The sequence below is a fragment of the Sutcliffiella tianshenii genome (genome assembly GCF_016908565.1).
GTDB lineage: Bacteria > Bacillota > Bacilli > Bacillales > Bacillaceae_I > Sutcliffiella_A > Sutcliffiella_A tianshenii.
The window spans coordinates 493,044-518,639 of the sequence record NZ_JAFBED010000003.1; the positions used below are offsets into that span (position 1 = coordinate 493,044).

Consider the following 25,596-nt stretch of genomic DNA (forward strand, 5'->3'; position numbering starts at 1 on the left):
CGTCACACCCTTTCTGCAACTAGTTCCGCATTTAATCGAAGAGCTTCACTTTCCCCTTTTTCAAGTTCTCCCCAGTTCCGGATAGCTAACTGTCGTTGTCCCGATGCGAGATACAATGTCCCTACGGATGGTAATATTTCATTTGGCGCTTTGGAGTGATAAGCTTTCAAAGTTACTATTGCCTCTTTCTCAGTGGTTTTACTTTTCTTCTTTTTATTTCCTAAAACAGACTTGAGGCTTTCATCCCCTTTGTTCCCAGAAGATGGTGGCTGATATTTAAACGTGCTGCCAAGCTTCACAATTTCTTCTTGTACCTTTTTCTTATCTCGGATTAACTCTTCAATTTTTTTATCTTGCTTTTTCAACTTATCTGTAATGGAATGATGTATAAGGTTTAACTCAAGGGTTAACTTGTTGATAACCAATTCACTCTCTTCAATTGTTGTTGACTGTTCTAAATATTTCTCCTCTACACTCTTGTCGATTTTCTTGTCATAGGTAAATAAGGGATTTTTCACTAGTTGAATCTTTATGTAAGTGAGTAAGTCTTTCTTTTCTTTAATCTTCGTACTATTTAGGATATCTTGTAATGTTTGGGTAGCATTAAACTCTTCTTTCAGTGCCTTTTCCAATTTAGAAATGATTACATTATATACTCTATCGATTTTATTTTTTTTCGTGCCAGTCAATTCCTTTATACCATCATCCAATATGGAAAATAGTTTTAAAACTTTATTTTTAGTCCTTAGAGATTTTAATTGTACCTGGTTTTCTATTTCAAACTCTTCAAGAACGGATATTAATTCCTTATTTCTTGCTTCGGCTTGTATCAATTCTTGCTCTCTTTCTATGAAAGAATCCGTATTATCCGAGCTGATGTTGGATTTTTCTACCTCTAGTTTAGTAAGTGATTTTTCTATTTCCTCTATCTGTTTTTCAAGATTAGCTTTCTTGTCGTTCCATTTCATTTCTTGTTCATTTTCTTCAATCCTTAGGTCAATTTCATCTTTTGTAACAGTTAACTCTTCTACCCATGTATTCGCTTTATCTACACTTCTCTTCCAAGCTTCTAATGTAAGTAAATCAGTTTTTTCTAGCTCTTCTGTTAATCGATCTATCTCCATAATTAAGTTCTTTACTTTCTGGTTCTTGCCCAGGAAAAAGCGTGTGAGTTTAAACGATGATAGACCAGTTAATGATTTCTGTTTTTCTTCTGAATATTTTGCTAGTGACTTTAATTCTGCTAAGTGTTTTACAAACGAATTTCTTTCGCTTTCCCAGTTGCTATAAAGCGAATCAATTTGAGCTTTGGAGCTTCTTATTTTCGGAATAACAGTCCAGGTATATTTTGCAGATTTGATATAGCCCTCTGACTTTAAATCAGGTCTAACATTTTGATCCTTTAAATCCCTTAGAGAAGGTGCCGTCCACTCACCTAGATTCACTTCACTATAATCCTTAACATCGAGCACTTTATCTTCTGAATAATCCACACTTGTACCTAGCAACACCAAAGGAGACTCTATTTCCCCTAATTTCTTTTCACTGAAGTATTCCCAATGGCTCATCTTTTGGTACGATTGCAGAACAGAGAATATCATCTCTACGTCATGATTGCTTAACCTTAACCCTTGGAATTTATTATTGTATATTTCCCCTTTGTATATCGGGGAATTTAGTAATATCCCTTGTTCTCTATCTACAAGGACTATATCGTTCCCCACTACGTCATAGCCGAAAATGAAAGCACCGTGTTCAGCAAGAGATTGAACAAACGGGTGATTTTTTCTTTCCAATTTGATATATAAACTAACTTTTAGTCCGAAACGCATCTTTTCAATTAGGATAGGTAACCATTCGGGGAAATCATTGACTCCGCTAAGCAAGAGTGTTATTTCATGAGTTGCACCTTCAATGTAACCTTGGACAACTTCACCTATGGAAGGGTGTGTATCACGTCCATATACCAATGATGTATTTTCAACTAGAGGATAAACATCAAAAGGCGGCTCCATTATTTTGGTAGGGTTGTCGATTTGTTCACTAGTCATATATTCATGATCGGCACTCTTCCAGAAATTCCATATGAAATATTGATATGCCTCTTTCAATTGGACTGATGAAAGTTGTATGAATACTTTTAACGGATCATCTGTTGTTAAAGCGGAGGCACTCGCTACAAATCCACTATCACGTCCTGACACTCCCGGATCAAACAAAAAGATATTACCACTTATTGCATTTCCTGAACGAATAAGTGCTTTCCCAACGATTGTATCTTTATATATGGGATAGAGCTGGTCACATAATAAATAAACCCGTACACCCCTTCTTGTGGCAGATTGTAAGGCTTGCAATAGCTCAACAGGTAGTTCCTCAGCACTCATTATGCAAATAACCTGAGAAGTATAAGTTATTTTTTCTAATAAGTCCTGGTTGTTCGATTGAAATTCTGTTGTCGTCTTTTTCTTTTCCCATATGTGATGAACGGTTTGATCTATATAAGAAACCTCTTCGGTTAGCGTTATAGGATTGATATTTGTTTGCGTCACTGATACACACCTCTATTTAGTTATCATTTGTTCTTGAGTGAATTCTCTTAGCTTCAATGGGAAAATCTCTGGTAATATCTGAATGAAAGAGATATCCTTCCAATAACCTACAGTATTAATAGTTAAATTATTTGCAGAAATAGTACGGTCGAACACACACTGATCCAATTCGGCGGTCATTTTAAAGAAATGCCATTTCCTATTCGTTTCAAACGCAAAGTACCGATCATGTGGCCATTCTTTCCTATCTCCATACACATCTTCATACATATCAATCCTTATTGACTTATCTGGCAGGTCAACATATTCCGTTGTAACAAATTGAATATCTTGTACACCAAAGGATTTAAACGCTTCCGTAAATAAGTTAAACTTCTTAATTTGATAAAAATTTTGAACATGCTTGCTGGAGAAAATTAACCTCTCCGGTCTTTCATCTCCTACTATCATTCTTACAACTTCACGCATGGAATAGCGGTTACCAAATGCTATATGCTTTGTTTCTATAATGTTTGCTTTGTCCTCATAAGGTTTTAAATCTAGAGGTGCCTGTAAGTGCCAATAAGGTGCTTTGTCTTTTTCTGTCCTGAATGTTTGGAGAAAAGTAGATTCGTCCAAATGATATAAAGAAGATTGATATGGAACCAATTCTCTTCTTTCTTTCAGTGTTTGCAAATGGTGTTGGAGTTCCACTTGACTCACATATTGGGTTGCTACACTGTCTTTAATAATAGCGTCTACCCAAAGCTTCGCATCATCTGAAGAAGCAGGCATAATGGGTACTTCACGAATAGCAGTATCTTCAAACAAACCATAATCTGTTTCCACATCAAGGATGGCCAAAATAGTTGTGAATGCTTTCAGTTCTTCTATATTGTCAATCTCTTTAAACTTTATTTCAAAAGCCTTGGTGCTGAAGTTCCAATTCACATCTTTTCTATTTTTCGAGATGAGCTCCACTAGGAAGTTGGTATAATCAATTTCCAAATCTGAATTCATGGAGATTTGGGAGAAGCGCTTCACAGCTTGTGGCCGATCTTTTATTTCTCCATTTATAATAATGGTGGAGGGCTCCTCACGCTCTGTATCTATTTCCCAGTGGATCTTATATTCCGTGTTAATGTTAGGGAAATCCACACAATAGACTTCTGCCCCCCGGTTATAATCAAATTTATTGATCTGAAATTGTCTTTTCTCATCCATATTTAGCACACTATGAAAAGTCTTCCCTTCCAGTTCAGTTGCGTGAATGAACGGAGTCAGTTTCATCGTTCTTTCCTTGCTGTTCTCCCTTTGATAATGTAATAGCTGTCTCCCTAATAACGGATGGTCAATCATCCAGAATTTAAACTTTCCTCTTTCGAGAGCTGGATACTGCTTGGATTGGAGAAACCAATGCCCAGCGCTAGTAATGGTATGATGTTCATCTATAAGACCGTTTTGCTTTAAATAATTTACAATACCTTTTGCAATAGTTTCCGCTGCAGGAACCCGTAGCATCTCTTGGATTACCTGATAATCCACACCATGCTCATAAATCACCTGCATGATAGTAAGTAGATCTTCTCTGGCATTTTCAAATACAACCATCGTCGTTATAGCATCAAACACTTTAATTTTATCTGATTGTTTAAATGTCACTTTCATTGTTCGTCACCTTCAATCTATTTTATAACTGTCTCTTGCTAAGAAGCTCAATTGCTCAGAACGGGATCTATTTAAGAAGTAGTCATGTTTCCCTACTACCACACGCTGAAAACGAGCCCTTGTTACTGCAACATTTAGACGATTGGGATTATCCAAAAATCCATCTTTAAACGTTTGAACCATTGATAAAAAGGTGACATCAGCTTCGCGACCTTGGAATTTATCCACGGTATAAAGAACAATTTCCACCCCGGACTTAGAAAATTGACTATGTTTTTTATCAAGTCCTGTATACTCTCGTAGTAATTCTTTTATTTTCGTTTCTTGGCCCCGATAAAATGTTAGACATGCAACTGTCCATGCGGTTCCATCCTTCTTAGGGTTTCTTACAGCCCAGTCGATGAAATATTTCAACTCTTCCACTAGTCTTTTTGCCTCGTCAACGTTGTAATTTCGGTTCGTATTACCGTTTACATTCACCCAGATATTTCTCCTTGGATAGCGATCGTAACTCCATTCTCTCTCTAAGCGTACTGAGTCTTTTAATGCAGAATTATCATAGAACTGGGTTCGAGGGAAAGAAGATATTTCTGGATGCATCCTATGTTGATAATCCAACTGTTCATAACGGTATTGAAGATCCTCTGGGCTAAATCCTGAATTCAAAACGGTTGCTGGTGTGTTACTACTTCTAGAACCAACTCCATCCTGAAGTGACTCAAGAATCGACGGAAGCGCAATATCTTTTACTACTTGATATTTAGCCTCCACAATCTCCTGGCTGGAAGCTGGCGTTAAGTTTTCAATATCTTTAGTGAATCCAGTTGTATTTTTATTAGAGTCACGTAATTCGTATACTCGCTCCATTCTCCATACTAATTCTTCAGCCCATGTTTTGGTCCGTAAGAATTCGTTATTCACATCAATAATACTTCTTGGGTCTGTTAACGCTTTTGCATTAAATCTTTCCCGATAGAATAAACTGTTTGAGGGTCGATTATAAAAGGCCTGCATTTGAAACTGCTGACTTTCATTTTCCCAATCCGTACGATTGATAACAATCATGTTTGCCGGAATATATTTCTTCAATTCAAGTAACTCGGATTGTTTAACAAAAAGGATATCTGCAGCAGGTACTGACCAAGATATAGGCATTCCGTAAACACAATCTTTTTTCGTTACGCTGGTGTAAATGCTTGATGCTTCCTCACCATTCGAAGATATTTCTAGAAAAGTCACGTGGGTATCGATTTTCTTCTCAGGGTGTTTGTCTACTTTCTCAACAAGCTCTCTTTTGACTGCTTCAATTACTTCATCTGCTTCAACGATACAAAATTTAGTTTTTTCCCGTTGTTGAAGATAGACATACCGGAATAATAGTAGAACCGCTTTTTGTTCGTGTCTATCAAACACATTTTTCCCATTCCCGTTAACAAAACTGTTGAAATTGGAAACGAGATGCTCTCGATCCGTATAAGGCGACAATTGCTTGACATCCCCTACTAATATCCAACGTTTTGCGTACAAGGCAGGAATTAAAAACTCTTGAAAAGTAGTCTTACTTGACTCATCTATGATTAAATAATCATAGATGGGAACGCTTGGTTCGCCTGGCCCTTTTTGCCTTTTGAAAATAGGATGTTGCAATATCCCAATGGTCGTCCCGCAAACAAGATTAGCAGCCTCTATTGCTAAGTCTTTAAATGGTGAGCGATTCAGTTCATTAATTGAGAATTCTTTTACAGAATCCGCCATATTACTGTCGTCCCCAATTCGAAGTGGTTGAATTCCATCCATTAGGTTATCTTTCTTTAAGCGTTCTAACACATTGTCAATCGCGACATGAGTTGAAGCTGACAAAAGAATACGTTTTCCTTTATTGATTAGCTGTAATATTAACTCTATGATGGCAGTCGTTTTTCCAGATCCAGGGGGGCCTTCCAATAAGACAAAATCAGTTGTTGCCAATGCTTTTTTCACAAATGACCTCTGTTTCTCCGTACCTTCTCTAGTCAGATCTTTCAATACCTTCCATTGGTGAACTTCTTCTGGAGCAAAACGCTCCCAAGGGCTTTTGTAAAGATCCTGTCTCTCTGCTAATGCAAGCAATTTTTTATGCTCCAATAAAGGTCTAGTTCTTAGCATTTCTATGGCTTCTTTTTGCTTGTCCAACTGGTATGTGTTGACCGCTATATAAAGTTGGTCTGGTAGGTTATCCACCGTAAGCTCCCGTCGATATTCTTTTGAAGCAATCTGAATTTTCCTTTCTTCCCGATAACGCTTTTTGATGCTGAATCGTTGTCTTTGTCTTATGGGCAATCTGGGATTATCCTCTAGCTCAGTCACGCCGTCTTCAAAAAAATAATCAAGCTTTGAAAAAGCAGAGAAGCTTCCGTCAGTTTCGTCATCCTCTTCATCTACTAATTCAATCCAAAGAGTAAAAGGATCCTTTTTCCCAGAATGGAGTTGGACTGAATAAGTTAAGACCGGATTACTTGCATCCATTACTGTTATTTCTGTCGGTGCATGTTCAGGAAGGTCATATACCTTGTACCCTTTTTCTTCTTGATAGACATGAATAGTCATACCTTTATAAATAAACCTATCAGGGGTATCGGTTGGAAGTGTATTATATTTCACTTCTACTCCATTTCGTTTTAAGCTGTTGGCAGGATAGCGCCCGTTTAAGTAAACCCGGTTACCATCTTGAGCTAAAATCTCAACGTGGTTATTTTGGGCATCCGTTATTACTACATGATCAGAGTTGAAAAGCTGCCAATCCAGCAGTTCAAAACCATTTAAATAAATTGGTAAATTGGATAGCAAAGAGCCGGAAAAAATCGCAACATGAGAGAGCGTGATTTTATCATATTTAATGCTATCCACCCGTATCTCTTTACCGGCTTGTATTAGGGACATTCCTTCTTCTTCTATTTCTACTGGTTTTAAAGTGGTTGTAGCGCTTCCCCAGAAGACTGTTTCATTCGGCTGAGGGGTAAAATCTATTTGAATAAATAGGTTGCCAGACTCAGATACCTTAATTGTGATATCTTGAGGCGGGATAAATCTTTGTGATTGTGTGAAGATTAGCTGCTGACTCGTATCAACATTCACCGTTTTAATGACTTCAAACCAATTTTCTGGCATCTTAAATTGAATAGATTGTTTCATTTCCAACTCAATTATGGAGTATTTTGGAGTGAATCTAACAGATTTCCCGTTATTTACTGGCTTCCATCGAGCGGACACCATCTTTTCTTTTTGCGAATCAATGGCAAGTTCCAGGTATTGCTCAAACAGCTTGAAATTATCTTGAGAAGCATGCATTAATGCTTGTGCGATATTGGGCTTCCCATAAATGGACTGATAATATAAAAATGACATTAATGGTACCTCCAGTGGTTAGTTCAAAAAGGGATTACTTATTTCTTGCTTTAATTTTGGCACTTTCTCTTCGCTCTGTAAAAACTCTTCACCTGCTCTGGAACTTGCTAATCTCGCCCGTGCCGAAGCCCATTTTCTAAGACCCGTAATTGTTTCTGACATTGTTTTAGAAAGCGGGCATATTTGACCAATAGAATAAAGTATATCTTCTGTCGTGACGTCACGACCTTGATTAAACGCACGGAATAGGGATTCGTTAAGAACCTCTTCAATCTCTGCACCAGAAAATCCAAAAGATTTCGTTGCTATTTGCTCTAAATCGAATTCTCGTGGATTTCTTCCTTTATTGTTAATATGAATCTCATAAATGTTCATACGCTCTTCTACTGTAGGTAAATCGACAAAGAAAATCTCATCAAATCTACCCTTACGTAATAGCTCGGGGGGCATGAGGCCAATATTGTTCGCTGTCGCAATAACAAATACCGGTTCCTTCTTTTCTTGCATCCATGTAAGGAAAGTTCCAAAGACTCTCGAGGTTGTTCCCCCATCTGATGATCCTGAACTTTGAACACCTGAAAGTCCTTTTTCAATCTCATCAATCCATAAGATACAAGGAGAAATGGCTTTTGCAACGTCAAGTGCCTCTCTTATGTTACGTTCCGATTCTCCGACCAGCCCACCAAATACCTTTCCTAGGTCAAAACGTAACAGTGGGAAATTCCAACTTCTTGAAATGGCTTTTGCAGTTAGGCTTTTTCCACAACCAGGAACTCCGAGAAGCAGAACACCTTTTGGCAAATTCAATCCATACTCTCTAGCTTCTTGGGAATAGGCATTTCCTCTTTCTTCTATCCAATCCTTCAAGTTATCTAAGCCCCCTATGTTGGAAAGTGACTCATTGGGATGATAATACTCGAGCATTCCATTCATTTTTATAATACTTTCTTTTTCTTGGATGATTTCCTGAATCTCCATTTCCGTTAAACGACCTTTGTTAATAGCAGCTTTTCTAAATGCGCGCTCGGCTTCCATTACCGTTAGACCAAGAGCAGACTCCAGTAGTTTCTCTGTCATCTCAAAGTCTTCAATTTCTAAATCTTCAATTACATTCCCAATTACTGTACGAATTGTTTCTTTATTTGGTAGTCCTAGCTCTAATACAACTAATTCTTTAGAGAGATCATCTGGAACAACTTTTAATGGTTGTGCCAATACTAATGTTTTGTTTGCAGAAGATCTTGCAATTTCTCTTAGATGACGAATTACTTGTGGCACATCAAAATAATGATGAAAATCCTCTAAAATTAATATGATATTTTCTTCTTTATCCCGAAAATCTTCCAATACATCTATAGGGTCTGTTAGATCCTCATCCACCTTACTCCATTCTCCATTCTCATATTGCTCAAGCCCAGAAACTCTGCTCCAATTCATCCAGTTGACATTCATGGTTTTTGCTACAGTGTTTATGATTCCATGGACTCTTTGCCATTCATATGAAACTACCTGGATTAAGGAACTACCTGATTTAATGGCTAATTCTATTTTATCTATCACTTCATGACCCCCTATCTAGCAAATATAGAACTATTAATAACAAATAGATGTTTTTAAAAAGTTCCATTCCCTCAATCTCCAATATTTTATAAAAAATTACATCTTTCTACATAATTGTACATTAATATCAAATGATTTGTAAGCTTGACATAGGTAATGTTTACCTTTATTCAGTTAAGTTTTTACAACATTATCAATCTTTTACTTGAAAAAATATTTCTCACTTGAAAATTACATAGAAAATAGACAGGTTTATGGAGCTTGACCTGTCTATTTTGGAAAAATTTAAATATCTTCATTTTAATAGTAAAATTGTCACTTGGTAATAGGTAGTTTCATGATTGAAACTTCGTGTGGAAGATAGAAAAAAAGCAAAAGGAACGACCCCTAATTATTACATCTTTTTTTCCTCTTCCAACTCAACTCCTTCATCCAATGCATCCAACACAAGACCACTCAATAAATCCTTCAAAGTAGAATTTACATCCTCTAAATCCATTTCGGGCGTCAACGGTACCAAACTAATACTTTTATCATTCAAATGTTCAATTCCTTTATGTCCCCATTTATCGGGATACAGAACCAACACACGGTGAACAGGACGAATCCGTTCCCACCTTCTTTTGTTATAGATAAAAGGAGATCGGACATGGTCTGCGTAGCTGATTAACTGGTACTTGGAATCCATCAGAACTTCTTTTTTTCTGTATTTAGAATCTAATAGTATACTTCCGATAAAGGTTTCACGAATATATGCATCCACTCTTATATCGGGTGTATTATGGTCACTTGTAGTGTAGATTGGCTCTTTTTCTTTGCTGGTTCGAGATTGTGCCTTTGGAATTTCCCCATCGTATACTAGGTTAAGCCTTAGGTCATCCTTCTGAAGTTCAAAAATTGCCCCTTTAGGAATTGTAGGAATAACGATTAAACCTGCTTGTTCATGGCCATTGAAAAGCCAACTTGGAGCCTGGCTAATTGAAAATCCATTTTCTTTAATTAGATGGAGCACTTTAAAGAAACTCCAGATCTCATATAATTGGTCCGTACGCTTCCAATGGAACCTCCAGCCGGGATGCAAGGAAAGATCGAATTCCTCGGATGTCAGATACTGGTGTATTTTCAGTATTTTTCTGTATCTGATATCGATATACATTTCATTCGGGATAACCATCGGGCCAAGATCAGAAACTTTACGATACCATGGACTTACACTTAATTGATTGAAAGTTCCCTTCATTTGGGAAGCTCTTTGACGGTATCCCCCTAATTCCTCCACTAGGGTCTTTCTTCTGGCTATTGATGTATAAGAAGAAAAGTCTGCCCCATCTGCTTGAAGCTTTTCCAAATTATTATCAATCTGAAAAATGAAGTCGGCAAGAATCCCGTTCCATTTAATTACAATTTTCTTCAATAGCCTATTTTCAGGTAAGTCATAATTGATTTTGTTCTTCTTAGTCATAAGGTAATTTGTTGTTTCCGGGTGCTTTACACGGTACCGAATAGACACTGAATCCACATGTGAAGGCTTCTCCATTGGCTGGAGCAGATATTCTTTTTTCAGTGCAGATCGGACTCGTTTGGATAGATCTGCAATAATTGTGGAAATTTCGTTAAAATGATGATTCAATGTCTTATATTTCTGGAATATGGAATTATCAATTTGAATTTCCTCCGTATTTTGAAATACGGTCTGTTTCCTTACAACATCCAATGCCAGACCTTTTAACTGGCTTTCTACTTCATATCGCATGGAATCCAGCTGGTTGTCCGTTAAACGGTTCGAAATAACCTTGACGAGTGAATAGTACGTTACACCTTTAGATACTACAGAAATACAATAGATGCCTGGAATATAGGGATAGTATTCATTTCCGGAACGATGTTGGAATAAAAGGATTTTCCCTCTATTAATGAAAGGGACATTTCGCTCATCGTATTTCAATAATGAATCTTGCAAAATATCAAATCCATCCATCCTACAAGTGGCTTCACTATCGTTTGCATCAAAGGATAATTGCAAATTCACATTTTCTCTGATTACAGAATAAGTAAGGAGGCTTTCATCCCAGTCTTGAATATCATCCACGAAATGCAAAACTGCAATCTTTTTCTGTTCGCCATCCTTAAAGCTTTGTATAAACTCAAGAGAAAAATCCAGATCTTTAGAATGTATAACCATGCAGCTTCAGCTCTTTCGCTTTTTGTTGGATCACTTTCTTGCTTTTGGTGAAGGTGGATATCTGCTCATATTTCTCAAGAAGTAAAATCAACTCACTGTCAATCACTTCTCCTTCTCTTGTATAAGTACCAAGCAAGCCCTTCAACTGTTCTTCCGATCCTCTGACCTTGGTCAAGATTCTTTGAACGAATTGGATGTCAAGTGCCTCTTCCCTGGTTAAGTAAGTTTGTATCGGCAAGTTCTCCAGGTATTGGTCCACATGCTTTACAATCCTTGGACCAACTCCCACCTGGCGGTTCACTCGCTGTAATGCTTGATGCAAGTCCCACATCAATGCAAGCTCGTCATCCTGTAAAGCTACTACTCTATTTTCTTTCTTGAATGATTTATAGGTATCAAAATCTATTTCCTCTTTACGAGTCGTTAAATGCTTCTTCTTTTCCGGTAACGATTTCAAATGATTAAATGGCATCACCTCCAGCGTAATGACATTCGAACGATCTAAAACCTTATCCGAGAAATGATAGGTTGATTCATCCACATTGACTGTTCCTACAAAAAGTACGTTGTCCTGGATTAGGATTGTAGGCGGATATTGCGCAGAGTTGTAAAGTCTGTTTTCAAGATCGTCATTGTATAATCTTAATACTCTCTTCCCTTGTTCCATTTCCAGGATAGAAAGGAACTGGGAGAAATAGTGCTCCACTCTCGCTAAATTCATTTCGTCAAAACAGATTAAAAACAGCTTATCCGGCTGCCCCTCCGCTTTTTTCAATGCATTAATAAGACCGGAATCCCCAGGGCGATACACCATGTGCATCGTATCTGCATATCCGATTAAATCGGTATCTGAGGTCCAGGAAGGGCTCACAGGAATGACGGTTTGCTGCTCTCCTTTTAATCCCAAAGAGTGACTGTATAACTCAACCAGCTTACTTTTACCTGTTCCGCTCATACCGGAGAGGATGACAAGCGAAGAGGATTTCATGGAAGTATGAAAATTGATCAGATCCTCCATTTTATATGACAAACTGGAATCCTGGGTTTGAGAATAAAAAAGCTCCAGAAATTCCTGTTCCGCTTCATTAATCAATTGATTTTTCGATTGGGTTGCAGGACCTGTTTCCTGTACCGTAGCAGCAACTTCCTTTTCGGCTTGAACAAATACCTTTGTTTTTGTTTCCTCTTCTTTTAGGTACTGAGGAACCATCTGTTCTTCATTAGTTATTTGTGTATTTTTTGTTTCATTTTTTTCAATCAGCGAAATTTCACTTATAGACTTGGCGAGCTCCATTGCTTCCGTCATATCTTGATAGATTGAAAGTGGAATATATACCAAGTCTTCTACATCGTTACAGAAGTAGCATTCATCCATCCATTGTTCTTTGAAATCTATCGCTTTCAATTCACCCCTTAGACCGAAGCTAAAGCCTCCGTATGCATATTGATGGTGTTCAAATTCCCCAAACACTTTATATTGTTCTTCATCTTCTATCTCATCTCTCCAGAGTATCAAGGAAGGGGTGTCATTCGATTCATGTGATATGTTATCAATTCTTCCTACAAATTTTTTGTTTGAAAGTCGATATACAAATTCGTCAACATCAATACTATGGGATTCTCTACTGAAAATCGGAACCGGGATAAGTCTTAGTTCCTGGTTAAAGCTTGGATGCTTTGGCAGGACCCTAACATCCTTGGTATTGAATACTTCTTCATGGTTATATTTGACCCTTCGTTCCACCTTAAATACAAGCAGCCTGTCATCCAGCCACTCTCGAAGTCTATCTTTGCGGATGTAATCCGGCTGGTGGTAATCGTCTTCGAAACCCCATGGCTCAAGATCCGAATAAAAACATGTAACTGTTTTGACATTCGGAAAACTTTCCGGCGGCTGCGAGATGATCCTTACAATAAATTGAAGGCTGTCCTGTTTATTGATAAATATGGAATCTCTATAAGGCATATCATCATAACTCGGAATTTCAAGTACACCAATTAAATCATTTTCCCAAATCTTTGTGCTCATCTTATCTACTCCCTTTCTCCAGGTACGTTTTCACCGTAGTAAAATCCTTAAATGTTCTAACCTTTTCTTTATACTTTTTGGATATTCTTCTTTTGATTGTCGGAGATACTAAATATTCCATAATCCATATTTCATTACACTCCTGACATTCGATTTCTTCCAAGGCGTCATTTGGATCCAGAATCAAGAATAATGGACTTTCCGATTTTTCAATCAATTTATTTTTCGGATCTCCTATAACTAATACCCTGCTTGCACTTTGTATCAATTCCTCTGCTTTTTCTTCTTTTTTAACTGTTGCAGCCACTTCCTTTTGCGAGTTCAACAAACTGGCGTGTAAATGAGCAATTTCAGCTTTTAGAGCATCCATTTCGCTTTTCAACTTAGCGTTTTCATCAAGTAATGGTTCACACTGCTCCAGCTTCTTCTCCAATGCTGATTTCTCACATCCCAAATCCTGCTGAATTCGATTTTTTTCCTTGACCCATGACTGCTTTTCCGCTTTATACTCCTTCTTTAAGGTAGAATACTGCAGCTCCCAATCAGTCACTTGCTTTTGTAGCTTTTGATTTTTAAACTCCAGCTTTTCATACTTCTTTTCCAACTCACTAGTTGCGTCTTCGTTTTCAACCTGCTTCTCTTCCTGGGCACTTTCTTCATCTTCCCTCTCCAAAATCAAACCTTCCAAAGAATCCGCTTCATACTTACTGAAAAGCTCTTCTATAAATCTATCAGCCATTTCTTCATGTTCTTCCTTTTCACTGGAGTAAAGGCCACCGAGGATATAGTGCAGCTCTTCCCCATCTACATATTCCTTAAGTAACTCATCCATACTAAAGTCCCAAACACCTTTTTCCTCTTCGCCTTCCTTTTCAGCCCATATGTTATAAAACAATTTAATTATTTTTAAATTTTTGGCTTTTAGGCTTTCTGTTAAAATCAACTTTCTTGCCACTTTAATATTGTCCTTTGTCACATTTCGAAACCCATTGACATTCAAGCTCCAAGCCCTGACTAACTCAACCAAAGTCTCATCCGATATCGTCCTAAAAACCTTCCTCCAATTTTCCTTTTTCATCCTATATACACCTCTTCTGTCAAAATTACAAAATTTTATAAAAAATTACATCTTTCTACATAATTGTACATTAATATTAATTGATTTATAGGCTTGACATAGGAAGAATTACTTAAAATTGGCAACAAAAAATAAGAGACAGATATGTTTACTGCCTCTTGTGTGACTTTTGTTTTATTAGATTACGACCATTATACAACCTCCCCTGAACTAGTCAGAGGAGGTTGCCCCTATCAACAATCACCTATATGCACTTCCGCCACCCCAGAGTTCTCTTCCTTCAGTATGACCGGTGTTGTTGTGTATTAGCTGTCGACCAATTGAAGCTTCCCTGTACGGAACAAGGAAATATGCCCATGTGAATGGCCGGGAGTATGGATCCAGCGCCAACCGTTCATGCCTGTACCTGCAGGCAACGGATGTACATGGTCCCCGAGGTTCGACAAATAGAGCATCTGGAACGGCTCCCTATACTTTTTCATCATAGTTTAGGGAAATCTTACAAAGAATTTTGCTAGATACAAAATTAATAACTAACCTATACCTCTTTAGACTAATTTGCATGCTCATGAAGTTTTTTTATGGTGCTCGTTCGTGATCAATAATAGTCTAACAAAACTTTCCAGGCGCCCCGATTGTGAAATCTGATTTCAGCTCGGGATGTTGCTCGCCTCGTCTACTTCTTTTTTCAAATAATAAAGCCGATTATCTGCACCTGCAGGTAATCGGCTTATTGCACTGAGAATTATAAAACTTTTTTGTAGATCATTCGAATCTCCATCATTATTTAAGGTCAGCCTATTTACCCATCTATTATCAAAAATAAGCGTTATCCTCATTAACCAACAACTACCCGAAAATGACACAAATTTAAAACTTCTATCATTCATATCTTAAGGCATCGATTGGACTTAGCTTCGAGGCTTTGTTCGCAGGAAGAATTCCAAATATGACACCTATAAATGCTGAGAATCCCACACCTATTAACGCCACTAATGGACTAACCGACGCAGTGATAGGAGCAAAATTTGTGACAGTAATTGTTCCTACAGCAGCGAGACCGATTCCTATCATCCCGCCTAATGAAGTAAGGGGGGCTGACTCAATCAAGAATTGCAGAAGGATTTTGCCCCTTGTGGCCCCCAGTGCTTTTCGAAGGCCGATTTCTCTCGTTCTTTCCGTTACAGAGACGAGCATGATGTTCATTACTCCGATCCCACCAACTAAGAGAGAAATGCCGGCAATGCTTCATACTAATGTCATAATGGTGATAACCGTATTTACTTCTTGTTCATATTGAGATTGATCATAAATATTGTACATTCCATTTTCAAGCTTCTTTTTTCAGTAAGTGTTTCAGCAGCCAGATGCCCTGTTTCGGAGATCTTCTCCGGGTCGCTCGCTATAACGGATAAGCTTTCTATCTCCATGTTGCCAAACATCATCGAAATGACCGTCCGTGGCATAAGCATTTCTCCCATCCCCTCCTGACGATATTGCTCAGGAATGGATGATTCATACACCCCAACGACTTTGTATGGATTTCCGTTTATATCAACAATTTCACCGATAGCCGCTTCAGACGGCTGAAAGAATTTCTCTCTTGCAACTGTATCAATCATGACAACACGATTTAACCCGTCAACATCCCTTGCTAAAAAGGCACGTCCTTCCTCAATCTGGACATTTTTAGCTGAAAAATAGTCAGCACCCACGCCAGTGATTTGCATTTCCCCTTGCTGATCACCGTGGACCATCGTGCCCCAGCCATAATTGATCCCTAATACCGCTTTTACACCCGGCACCTCGGCAAGTATCTCCAGATCGTCCGAGTTTAGTTCAGGTGGCATCCAATACATGTCCGCATCTGTTTCTCCTTCAACAGGAATATGCTCATAATATAACTCAATTGCATCGGGATAGGCTCCCAATGCTTCTTTCTTATCAAAAGGCTCGCTGTATCATATTACAGTAATTACCACTTTGCCTTGAGCGTGCCCTTCCTGAAAATATTTGAATGCTTCAGCTACTTCACTTAACTTAAATCGTTTATCAATTATTGGTTTTATTTTTCCAGTCTCAAGTAGTTCTTTTACATTATTCAGGTCTTTTTGGTTTGCTCTCTGCAACAGGTTCCTTATTTTCTTGCTATCAGTCATTGTAATAAAAGGTCCAAGAAATAATGACTGAAAATATTGGGATTCGGAACCTCCTACGTGAACGAAATTCCCATTGGATTTTAGTGCACGCATATAAGCTGAAATGGAATTAGATCCGTTCACACCAAGAATCAAATCATATCGTTCCTCATTTTGGGAGAAATCCTCTTTTGTATAATCAATGATATGGTCTGCTCCTATTGAATCCAATATCTCTAAATTTCTTGTGCTACATACACCTGTTACTTCAGCTCCGAATGATTTGGCAATTTGTACGGCGAAAGTTCCGACACCACCAGATGCCCCATGAATTAATACCTTCTGTCCCGATTTAATCTTACCTTTATCACGCAGTCCCTGTAAGGCAGTCACACTTGCCATAGGGGTCGCAGCAGCTTCCTCGAAGGAAATATTGGTTGGTTTTAATGCTAAAACGTGTTCGGGGACCGTTACATATTCAGCAAAACCACCCCAGCCACAACCAGAGAGGTCACCAAATACTTCATCCCCTACTTGAAAGAGCTTAACCTCTTTACCAACAGCTTCAACTGTACCAGCTATGTCACCTCCTGGAACAGAGTATTTTGGTTTCGTTAGTCCGAAGGCAAAGCGAGCTAAGAAAGGTTTGCCTTTTAAAAGAACCAAATTACTGAAGTTCAAGGATGCAGCATGAACTCTTACCAATACTTGATTCTCGGTGGGTATAGGTTTGTTTATCTCTTTCAATTCAAGTACATCGGGTGAACCATATTTATTACAAACTATAGCTTTCATAAAAACTCCCCCAATTTTCATAAAATTAAAAGGCCTTTTTAATAAGATTTCCTTTTTTTAACTTTAATTAATAGTAACAAGTGAATTGAATCCATTCATTGACTTAAGTTAATTTCTAGAGACTTTAGAGATTTTTTTAGGCGTGATTACAATGTGGATGTTGCATAGAGGCGGAAAGATAACGAAATGTGGATGACACTGAACTGCTTTCTTACTGGATCATGCAAAAAAAACCAAGATCATCAAGTTTAAATGAATAAAAACTTGTATAATCTCGGTTTGCTTTTTTGGCTGCCTAAGTTGCAATTCCTCATCGCTAATTCGATAAGGCATATGTGGGTCACTGATCTTTATTTACCAACTTCCTAAGTTTACAAAATAAAAGTATAGCTACAAAAAGAACGGATAGACTTCCTACTAGATGAACTCCTTATTCATACGTTTCTTTATTCTGCTTAACGACTCAGGAGTCATTCCAAGAAAACTTGCCAATTGATGCTGAGGCACACGGTTAACAAGCTGAGGACGTTTCTTTATTATTGATCTGTACCGCTCTTCAGGAGTAGATTTTATAAATTCGGCGAATTCGTTTTGTACTTCACTAAAGTTAATCTCCATCATTTTGCGGGTCATAGTTTCCAATTGTGAGTATTTGTTATACATCACCTGTTCTGAATCAAGTTCACCAACCACCAATATGGAGTCTTCTAAGCAAACGAAAGAATAATTAGATAACTCTTCTTTTGCTAGATCATTGAAAACTGGAATTGCTTGCTCTTCAGTAAAGAAATTTGATGTAACCTCTTTCCCTGATTCATCTACAAAAAATTGCCGTACACATCCCTTTAATACAAAATAACATTTAATATCATGGTGATCTCCTTGTCTAAGAAGATATGCACCTTTTTGATACTCCCCGATTCGAACAGATTCAGAAACCGCTCTTTGTTCTTCTTCGTTGAGAGAGGTAAATTGAGTCATATACTTTAAAAGTATCTCCTTCATTTTACAATCCTTTCCATTTTTTACTTCTATTTTATCATTTTAATTCGTATGTATTCTTATTTAATTAAAATTTATCTAAGCCTTATATGTACGCAATCATAAAAAGGCAATTTAAAGAAGAGTCACCTTTTCTATGGGAGAGGTGACTCTTCTTTTCTTAATTTCACAATCTGTTTAGCTTTATTATTCGGAGACGGGTATGTTGTCTCGATATCAAGATAATATTAATGGCATAGCATGTCATAACAATCTTCTGTATTTTCTCCTGGTAGAGGAATAAGGTTATCGTATTTCTTAATATGTTTAGTTAACATAATGAAAATTTATAGGAAATAAGAAATAAGCCTGTTCAGAAACCTTGATATATATATAAGATTTCTGAACAGGCTTTTTAAATCTAAACTATTAACCTCCTTCAAAAGCACAGGCAGCTAGTCTAGTATTTTCATATACTATAAGTAAGTAATGATTCTAAACTTCTTCAAATTGTTTCATTCTGTTTATTAAATCTAAATCTTGTTGTTGTTTGTTTTTTGTTATAAATTTATATTCAAAATATTTTATTCTAGCCGTTGGACCAAATTCACTTTCATGCCAATCTGTATAATCAAAATGTACATTTAATTTCCCCGCATCATTAACTAATAATGTCACTGAAAACCAAGGTTCTTGGTCATTGTCAGTAAAAACTTTTTGGAGCTCAACTGTTAGACCAAATAACTTATGAAGCTCTTTATTGTAAGCCCTCTTGTCTACATTATATAATTTGGGAATATAATGAGAAAAAACATGTTTGACCTCATCTTTGGGCGTGAAAAAGAAGAAAACTCCTCCTTCTTCTCCCTTAATTTCGCCATTAAAATAGAAGTTATCCCATTCAATCGGAATCATATTATTAACCTGTTGAGCGATTTCATTGTATATCTTGTTTAACTCTATTTCAAAACTCATTACTATCAGCCTCCTGATCTATTTGCAATTTCACGAATCACTGGAAATTCACCTTCAATTTCATATTCAATTAAAAAGGAATCTGGTCGTATTGAATTATTAGAATAAATTGGTTCAATATTAACAGAAACTTTCTTGGGCGGTATCTCTTTCAATGCATTAGCCCACTCAGTCTCCATTTCGTACCAAACTCCACCCTTCCTATTTATCTGACTGTTCTGGGGTACAAGATTATCAATATCAGAAGGGCCATTAAATTGCGCTCCTATCAAATGTCCACCATCATCATCTGGTAATCTGTCTATTCCCCCTACGTTTGCTTGTGCATATTTATTTCTTTCAGCCTTTTTCATTATAAGTTCAGCAGCTTCCACATTTACAATACGCCGAAGTCCATCTGTTGTATATTTGTAATTATCATTAGTTATATACATAGTATTTGGTATTAGTTGTTTCTTACCATTTTCGCCCTTTATTATGTGCTTTCCAAAGTCAATTTCTTTAACTACGTTAACACTATTATCATTACCCTTACCTTCTATCTTATCACTACTTTCCCTACCAATCCTCACTGCCCCAATTTCATTTTGTAAAATCTCCGACCCTCTCAAAAGCTTTACACCCTTATCCACACCCTTCGTCCCGACAATTGCAAGTGCAACTTCCCCAAAGCCCCGACCAAACCATTCCGAGCGACTTTCGGCATCTCCGTTTACGACATCTTTTTTCCAGGAGTCGGAGATGGCTTTCCATATGGCTTTGCCGGTTTCTACAGGATGGGTGACGACGTGGATGGTACCTTTGATGGTTTCGACCGGGTGGGTGAAGGCGTGCCAGATTCCTTCGACTGTGGAGACCACTGCAGTACCGAGACCTTTGCCGAATCCTTTAATCGAATCTTTTACGGTGTCCCAGACTGACTTCTTTTCTACCTCATCCAGTTTCAGCGACTGCACTCTCTTTTCCGCTTTTACGTAAAGGTCCAAGGAGTGGTCGATACATTGATAAAGGTCCTGCAGCCTTTTTTCAGAAGCATTTATCCTCGTTACCACTTCGTTTAGCCGGGGTCCTATGCTCCTGCGATGTGCCACTTGGCTATCTATATGATTTCGGATCATTGATAGGGAAACCCTTGAAACGGTCAGGTTGGAGGATAGCTGCTTGATTTGTTTATTTACAGATTTCGTATGATTGATCTTTATTTCTATTTTTGACACGGCATTACCTCCATCTAGTCAAACATGGACCTGAGATCAATTAATGTTTCCCGGATATAAAACGGCCTGTTGTGTTGAACTATGGAGTTTGCCAGTGGGGCCATCTCATCCAGGACAATCAGTTCGATTTTTATAGGGAGCTGGAGCTGTTGATCTAAGACATCATATAGGGTCTGAACAAGCTCTGTAACCTCCTGATTATTCTCATCCAGCTCCAGCGCCAGCAGCGGGAAGGACTGCCCGGCGAAGGAAGGATGAAACAAATGGGTAAGATATGCTTTTTTGATAGCCTTGTATCCTCTTAGATTTTCACACAAAACCTCCATAGATTGCTCCGGAAGGTATATCATCTGTTCCGTCAGTAGGCTTTCTTTTTCTTTTTCAGGGAGCTGATCAAAGAAATAGTGTAAGATCCTGCCGTCCTTCAGTGTCTCCAGTTCTTCTTTAATCATTTTCTTGCTAGGTTCGAATCCCGGATTCAGCACCCATGGGATATCTGTTTCTACCATTTCCAGAAGCATGTTAGCCGGTATTTGTATGTAAGGGTAGTTTGACTTCAGTATGGCTTGAAACTTGTCAATGCTAGTAAATATAGGGAGAATGAGTTCCTCTTCCATTTCGATATATTTTAGATTCAGTGTCTCTTCATCATCGGAAACCGTCCCGATAACAACTACTTCCTGATCCAGCAAAGCTTTGTAAAAATGATAGCGGCTGGCTGGGTCATCGATGGCTTTTGCCATAATAGAATCAAAGGGGTCATGATATTCATTCTTTTTCATGGTTATCTACTTCACACCTCCTACACTTCCAACTCTTTTCCAATATTATAGAAGGTCCTGGAATAGAATATTGTCGTTTTGTGTCAAATTAGAGAAAAACTCACATTGATGCCCCATACTTTTATTGTGATTCTTAAAAAGTGGCTATAAACAGGAAGGAATCGGGAAGTAAAAGAGGGAGGGCAACGGTCTTACTTACCATTTTGACACCTATAAAATCATGTGAGGGAAATCTATGAAAATCATAAAATACCGCAAGTCTGTAGCCCTTGGGCGTTTTGCCATCGCTTTAGGTTTTGTGCTGGTGGCGGCATTTCTGATATATGAAGGAATCTACTCTGATGCCACGCTTCCTAGAAGGATATTCTATATAGCGACGGCCGTGATCGGGGTTTCCTATTTTGGAAGACTGCTAGTGGTATACGCCTATACCGTCATTAAAGATCCAACGATGTTCTCCTATGATGCCGAAAAGTTGCGCATCAACAGCGTGGAAATTCCACGGAAGAGCATCAATAAAGTACAGGTCGATACCAATATCCCAACAGGTATTCTGGGAATCAAAACACCAGCCTTCACTATTATCTATAACGGACAGGAAAAACAGCATGCCCTTACCTACTATGTTCTAACATCGAAACACCAAGATGAAATCTACCTACAGTTAAAGAAATACGTGAGCAATCATAAAAAGGCAATTTAAAGAAGAGTCACCTTTTCTATTGGAAGGGTGACTCTTCTTTTCTTATGTCACATACGGGGACGGGTACGTTGTCCCAGTTGTTTATTTAATGCGCCCTTTAATGGAATAACTAATTTAATGCCATAATGCTTAAATCACTGTACTACAATTATCGCTCCGCTTATAGAGGAAGATCGATGTATTGATTTTCCAATGAGAAAATGGTCAGTTTTCGAATAGTTTCCAGTCTGAATTATGTTCATTTATCGATTAGATTCAGTTTTTTGTTTTTTCTCTAACAAAGATTGAAAGCAAAGTTCCTAACAATATAAAAACCCCTGAACCGATTAAGACCTTTATTGACGATGTTGAAAAATGATGTGGAATCACTTTAATATCGTTGTCTTCTGTATGGGTTTCTCTTATATATTTTACAGTCCACCAATCATCAGGAGTAGAGTGATTAGATGCGAGATACAACCATAGTAAATAACTAAACAAAGTAAATAAAAAGACTCCCACTAACCTATTCATAATCCTTCCCCCCTACACAACCTGACCTATTACTTAATACCGTAATCACACAATATTTGGTTATAAGTAAACTATTCTATATTAAAGTAAGAAACCCTTTTGGGGGTGTAGACGTATAAAAGCATCAGGAACGGCTCCCGATGCTTTATCGAATTTATACAATATATACTCCAGACCCTTGAAGCAGCCGGAACCCTCCCTAACTTTTCGGAACAGTTGGTCCTTTTAGCAGTATGGCTCCAAATTGATTGATCTCTTCAAGAATCGCAGATAGCTCCATCCCTCTTTCCGTTAAGGAATATTCCACCTGTACAGGAATGGAAGGAATGACCGTCCGTATGATTAGTCCACTGTTCTCTAATTCTTTTAAATGCTGGCTTAACACTTTCTTGCTGATACCTGTCAGGATCCTTTGCAGCTGTCCGAATCGCTTTTTGCCAAATTTGAGATTCCAGATGATTAAAACCTTCCATTTTCCGCTAATTAGATCTACCACATAATCAACTGGACAAATATTCGTATTTTCCATATATCCTCCATAGGGAAAGAATAAAGAAATAATACCATATTTTTATAATTTTAACACGATGTTACATAGGTTGATCCTTTCGAAATTCATCAACAAGTTGACCATGCTGATAATGGGAAAGGGGATGGAACGGTATCGTTGGTTCTTCAAATATGTGGAGTAACCTTTTTTTATATTGTTCAAAGTAGGCATCTCTAATTTCCAATGGAGCTGAGGAAGGAAAGAGAAAAGGTTCTAATACATCCATGCCACTAAAATATAGTTTTTCATGCTGAATATTAAATAATCGTTCCTCTAATTTTCCCTTCAATCCATATTCCCCATAGTTGTTCATGTTGGGAGCACCATGCGTCACAGAGAGCATTGCCCTTTTCCCTCTTAGATTACCTTTGTCATAAGCACCGGGGCCATAGGCAAAGCCAAATGCGAAAACTCGATCAAACCAGCCCTTCAAGATGGCCGGTGCCTCTGTCCACCAAATCGGAAACTGGAAAATGACGAAGTCGGCCCACTCCAATTTTTCCTGTTCAAGCAGGATGTCTTCTGAAAACGACTTATTCTTGGAAGCATTCATCTGTTCCGATAAATAATTTAATTGGTCGGGATTTTTCCTCTCCCTAAAATCATTTCCGTCCGCTATGGCATTGAAATTCATTTCATATAAATCCGAAATCCGTACGTTATGTCCCTGAGATCTAAGTAGAGAGCAGGCAAATTCCTTCAGACTGCCATTTAAGGATGTTGGCTCTGGATGGGCATAGACTATCAAGATATTCATGTATTTTTCCCCCTGATCATTGATAGCTTAACGATAAATGATTAGGGAGATGCTGACAATTAGGCACTTTCAGGTTGCTGGGTTACTGATTGGTTACCACTGGTTTCCGGATGACTGCCACGAAGCAGGGGGACGGTTCTCCCGCTTCCTTTTCTAATATATCTTCGAAGATTGTTGAATAATCCCGAATCCCCAAAAACCCATCCATTACAATGTAAAATTTGAATTTAAACAAACATTTGTTTAAAAATAACTTTCTTAGAATAATCTGAGTCGCCATCATGCTGGGGCGAGGTACCTGATGCATAGTCCTTCCCCCTAGCGTTTAAAATACAGCGCAACCATCGTTAAAATAATCAACCCTGTAAAGAAAAACGGCCCGACACCCGAGCTATACACCACATAAATTCTCACGTGAAGAATGACATTAACGATCAGCATGACCACTAATAACATGGCCAAAAATACAATCAAATGTAGATGTTTATGCCTCCTCAAAACCAACCAGCCCCTTTATAGAAGCTTCCAACGCCAATTACGAGAAATCAAAAACCCTTTTTTACACAATATGTTAATTGAACCTTGTATTATTCGGGGACAGGTACGATGGCCCAGTTAAAGTAGTGGGACCTATTCACAAAATAAAAACCCCGACGACCCTTTTTAGAAGGGATTGTCGGGGTTTGATGAAACATTATTTTATTGGGCATTTACTTATCTAAGTAGTGTAGAATGGTATTCTTAGGTCATGGGTCCAAAATCAATGCAAAGTGAGGTCAGCATTACATGGAAAACATATCAAATGAAGTAAGATCGCAATCCATCAAAGCCTTCCAATCCACCATCCGCAAATGCGAAAACGCCTTAACTAAAATGTCGCTACAAGGCTCGAATACTACCTTGCTGACTAAACGACTCAAAGCGCTTCAAGTCGGCTTGGCTATGCTTGAGACCGCATGGAATCAAACACCTCATCCTTATACTGATGAAGAAATTGCAGAAGCCCGCCTTGTGTTGACTGGTTTATTCCCATCGCTTCACAACAGTTTTGACAAAGCAAAACCGGGCAGCCCGCAAAGAACACTTTTAGAAAGACGGATCAGAGCAATGGAGCTGGCTGATGAAGCGATGAATCAGCTTGATGGAAATTAACCCTGAACATCTCTGATATGTGTTTTCAGCTAGATGCATAATTCATCTACCATTATCTTTATTTGTTCATAGTTACTCGGCTGCGTTGTTTTATTCAGTGAAGATAAGGATATTGATTTTTGTTTAGGAAAATGTTGATCTAACTCTTTTGTAAGTACCACGTAAAACTCCCATTGAGTCATGTCTATTGGGTTAATCAACTTTACATCTTTCTCTTTTAATAAGCAAAAAACATATAGGTCAGCATGTCTTTTTGGCTCATCGCTGTAAGTGTATGTCTCATAATAGTATTCTTTTTTCTCACCTATATCGAATCTAACCTTAGAGAATCTATCGGTGTGCCAGGACTGAATATATGCAGATGACTTCACTTCAATTTTTTTACCCTTGTAAACTAAATCAAAAGCGTCCCATTCAATGCGCGATTGATTTACAACGCCGAGAGCTGAACCCACTATATATTCAGCAAAAATACCCCTTAGGTTATTGGTTAATATATTCGAAAATCCCCACTTCCAAAAATCCAGCATTGTCTTTTCGGTTCCCGCAATCTTGGTTTCTGCTTCTAGCATCATCTTGTTATTCAAATAGTGGTCCACAC

Annotated in this window: 21 protein-coding genes and 1 pseudogene; 2 read left to right on the plus strand and 20 right to left on the minus strand. The window is 38.0% G+C overall.

Annotation, left to right across the window (positions count from 1 at the left end):
- Nucleotides 1-2 precede the first annotated feature (2 nt).
- The 15 genes and pseudogenes from JOC95_RS09355 to JOC95_RS09420 all read right to left on the minus strand — a co-directional run bounded on the left by JOC95_RS09355 (nt 3) and on the right by JOC95_RS09420 (nt 21,320).
- Nucleotides 3-2,552, minus strand: a complete 2,550-nt coding sequence (locus JOC95_RS09355; protein WP_204415432.1) for a hypothetical protein — start codon at nt 2,550-2,552, stop codon at nt 3-5.
- Between the two features lie 12 nt (nt 2,553-2,564).
- A complete protein-coding gene (locus JOC95_RS09360) occupies nt 2,565-4,199 on the minus strand; it encodes a hypothetical protein (RefSeq protein ID WP_204415434.1) in 1,635 nt (544 codons plus the stop codon).
- A gap of 12 nt (nt 4,200-4,211) precedes the next feature.
- Nucleotides 4,212-7,583 carry an AAA domain-containing protein gene (locus tag JOC95_RS09365; protein ID WP_204415436.1) on the minus strand — a complete coding sequence of 1,124 codons (3,372 nt, stop codon included), beginning with the start codon at nt 7,581-7,583 and terminating at the stop codon, nt 4,212-4,214.
- An 18-nt stretch (nt 7,584-7,601) separates the two neighbouring features.
- Nucleotides 7,602-9,143 carry an AAA family ATPase gene (locus JOC95_RS21615; protein ID WP_204415438.1) on the minus strand — a complete coding sequence of 514 codons (1,542 nt, stop codon included), beginning with the start codon at nt 9,141-9,143 and terminating at the stop codon, nt 7,602-7,604.
- 394 nt (nt 9,144-9,537) lie between these two features.
- The gene (locus JOC95_RS09375; RefSeq protein ID WP_204415440.1) at nt 9,538-11,325 is read right to left on the minus strand and encodes a DUF2357 domain-containing protein; all 1,788 of its coding nucleotides are present in this window, start codon (nt 11,323-11,325) and stop codon (nt 9,538-9,540) included.
- Nucleotides 11,309-13,354, minus strand: a complete 2,046-nt coding sequence (locus JOC95_RS09380; RefSeq protein WP_204415442.1) for an McrB family protein — start codon at nt 13,352-13,354, stop codon at nt 11,309-11,311. Before JOC95_RS09380 ends, JOC95_RS09375 begins: the two co-directional genes overlap by 17 nt.
- Nucleotide 13,355: 1 nt before the next feature.
- Nucleotides 13,356-14,432 (minus strand): hypothetical protein, encoded by a 1,077-nt coding sequence (locus JOC95_RS09385; RefSeq protein ID WP_204415444.1) that lies wholly within the window; start codon nt 14,430-14,432, stop codon nt 13,356-13,358.
- A gap of 335 nt (nt 14,433-14,767) precedes the next feature.
- A pseudogene (locus JOC95_RS09390) lies at nt 14,768-14,872 on the minus strand (MBL fold metallo-hydrolase); the annotation flags it as partial.
- Nucleotides 14,873-15,314: 442 nt separating this feature from the next.
- Nucleotides 15,315-15,638, minus strand: a complete 324-nt coding sequence (locus JOC95_RS21400; RefSeq protein ID WP_239582798.1) for an ABC transporter permease — start codon at nt 15,636-15,638, stop codon at nt 15,315-15,317.
- 74 nt (nt 15,639-15,712) lie between these two features.
- Entirely contained in the window at nt 15,713-16,291 is a 579-nt protein-coding gene (locus JOC95_RS21405; RefSeq protein WP_239582799.1) for an ABC transporter permease, read from the minus strand.
- Nucleotides 16,292-16,393: 102 nt separating this feature from the next.
- Nucleotides 16,394-17,365 carry an NAD(P)-dependent alcohol dehydrogenase gene (locus JOC95_RS09400; protein WP_204415445.1) on the minus strand — a complete coding sequence of 324 codons (972 nt, stop codon included), beginning with the start codon at nt 17,363-17,365 and terminating at the stop codon, nt 16,394-16,396.
- Nucleotides 17,366-17,782: 417 nt separating this feature from the next.
- Nucleotides 17,783-18,370, minus strand: coding sequence for a Crp/Fnr family transcriptional regulator (locus tag JOC95_RS09405; protein WP_204415446.1), 588 nt, complete (start codon nt 18,368-18,370; stop codon nt 17,783-17,785).
- A gap of 471 nt (nt 18,371-18,841) precedes the next feature.
- A complete protein-coding gene (locus tag JOC95_RS09410) occupies nt 18,842-19,321 on the minus strand; it encodes an immunity protein YezG family protein (RefSeq protein ID WP_204415447.1) in 480 nt (159 codons plus the stop codon).
- A 5-nt stretch (nt 19,322-19,326) separates the two neighbouring features.
- A complete protein-coding gene (locus tag JOC95_RS21620) occupies nt 19,327-20,538 on the minus strand; it encodes a DNA/RNA non-specific endonuclease (RefSeq protein ID WP_338083078.1) in 1,212 nt (403 codons plus the stop codon).
- A 14-nt stretch (nt 20,539-20,552) separates the two neighbouring features.
- Nucleotides 20,553-21,320 carry an enhanced serine sensitivity protein SseB C-terminal domain-containing protein gene (locus tag JOC95_RS09420; protein ID WP_204415448.1) on the minus strand — a complete coding sequence of 256 codons (768 nt, stop codon included), beginning with the start codon at nt 21,318-21,320 and terminating at the stop codon, nt 20,553-20,555.
- A gap of 235 nt (nt 21,321-21,555) precedes the next feature.
- Between JOC95_RS09420 and JOC95_RS09425 the strand changes: the two genes are divergently transcribed.
- Nucleotides 21,556-22,023: a hypothetical protein gene (locus JOC95_RS09425; protein ID WP_204415449.1), complete on the plus strand. Its 468-nt coding sequence runs from the start codon at nt 21,556-21,558 to the stop codon at nt 22,021-22,023.
- Nucleotides 22,024-22,278: 255 nt separating this feature from the next.
- Here JOC95_RS09425 and JOC95_RS09430 read toward each other — a convergent pair whose 3' ends face one another.
- From JOC95_RS09430 to JOC95_RS09445, 4 genes are all read right to left on the minus strand, one after another.
- Complete coding sequence (locus tag JOC95_RS09430) at nt 22,279-22,536, minus strand: hypothetical protein (protein WP_204415450.1); 258 nt, start codon at nt 22,534-22,536, stop codon at nt 22,279-22,281.
- 199 nt (nt 22,537-22,735) lie between these two features.
- Nucleotides 22,736-23,065: a winged helix-turn-helix transcriptional regulator gene (locus tag JOC95_RS09435; RefSeq protein WP_204415451.1), complete on the minus strand. Its 330-nt coding sequence runs from the start codon at nt 23,063-23,065 to the stop codon at nt 22,736-22,738.
- A 61-nt stretch (nt 23,066-23,126) separates the two neighbouring features.
- Nucleotides 23,127-23,843 (minus strand): NAD(P)H-dependent oxidoreductase, encoded by a 717-nt coding sequence (locus JOC95_RS09440; RefSeq protein ID WP_204415453.1) that lies wholly within the window; start codon nt 23,841-23,843, stop codon nt 23,127-23,129.
- A 318-nt stretch (nt 23,844-24,161) separates the two neighbouring features.
- A complete protein-coding gene (locus JOC95_RS09445) occupies nt 24,162-24,341 on the minus strand; it encodes a hypothetical protein (protein WP_204415455.1) in 180 nt (59 codons plus the stop codon).
- A 288-nt stretch (nt 24,342-24,629) separates the two neighbouring features.
- Between JOC95_RS09445 and JOC95_RS09450 the strand changes: the two genes are divergently transcribed.
- Complete coding sequence (locus JOC95_RS09450; protein ID WP_204415457.1) at nt 24,630-24,995, plus strand: hypothetical protein; 366 nt, start codon at nt 24,630-24,632, stop codon at nt 24,993-24,995.
- A gap of 29 nt (nt 24,996-25,024) precedes the next feature.
- On the opposite strand, the gene JOC95_RS09455 is transcribed toward JOC95_RS09450, so the two are convergent.
- The gene (locus JOC95_RS09455; protein WP_239582800.1) at nt 25,025-25,582 is read right to left on the minus strand and encodes a hypothetical protein; all 558 of its coding nucleotides are present in this window, start codon (nt 25,580-25,582) and stop codon (nt 25,025-25,027) included.
- Nucleotides 25,583-25,596: the final 14 nt, after the last annotated feature.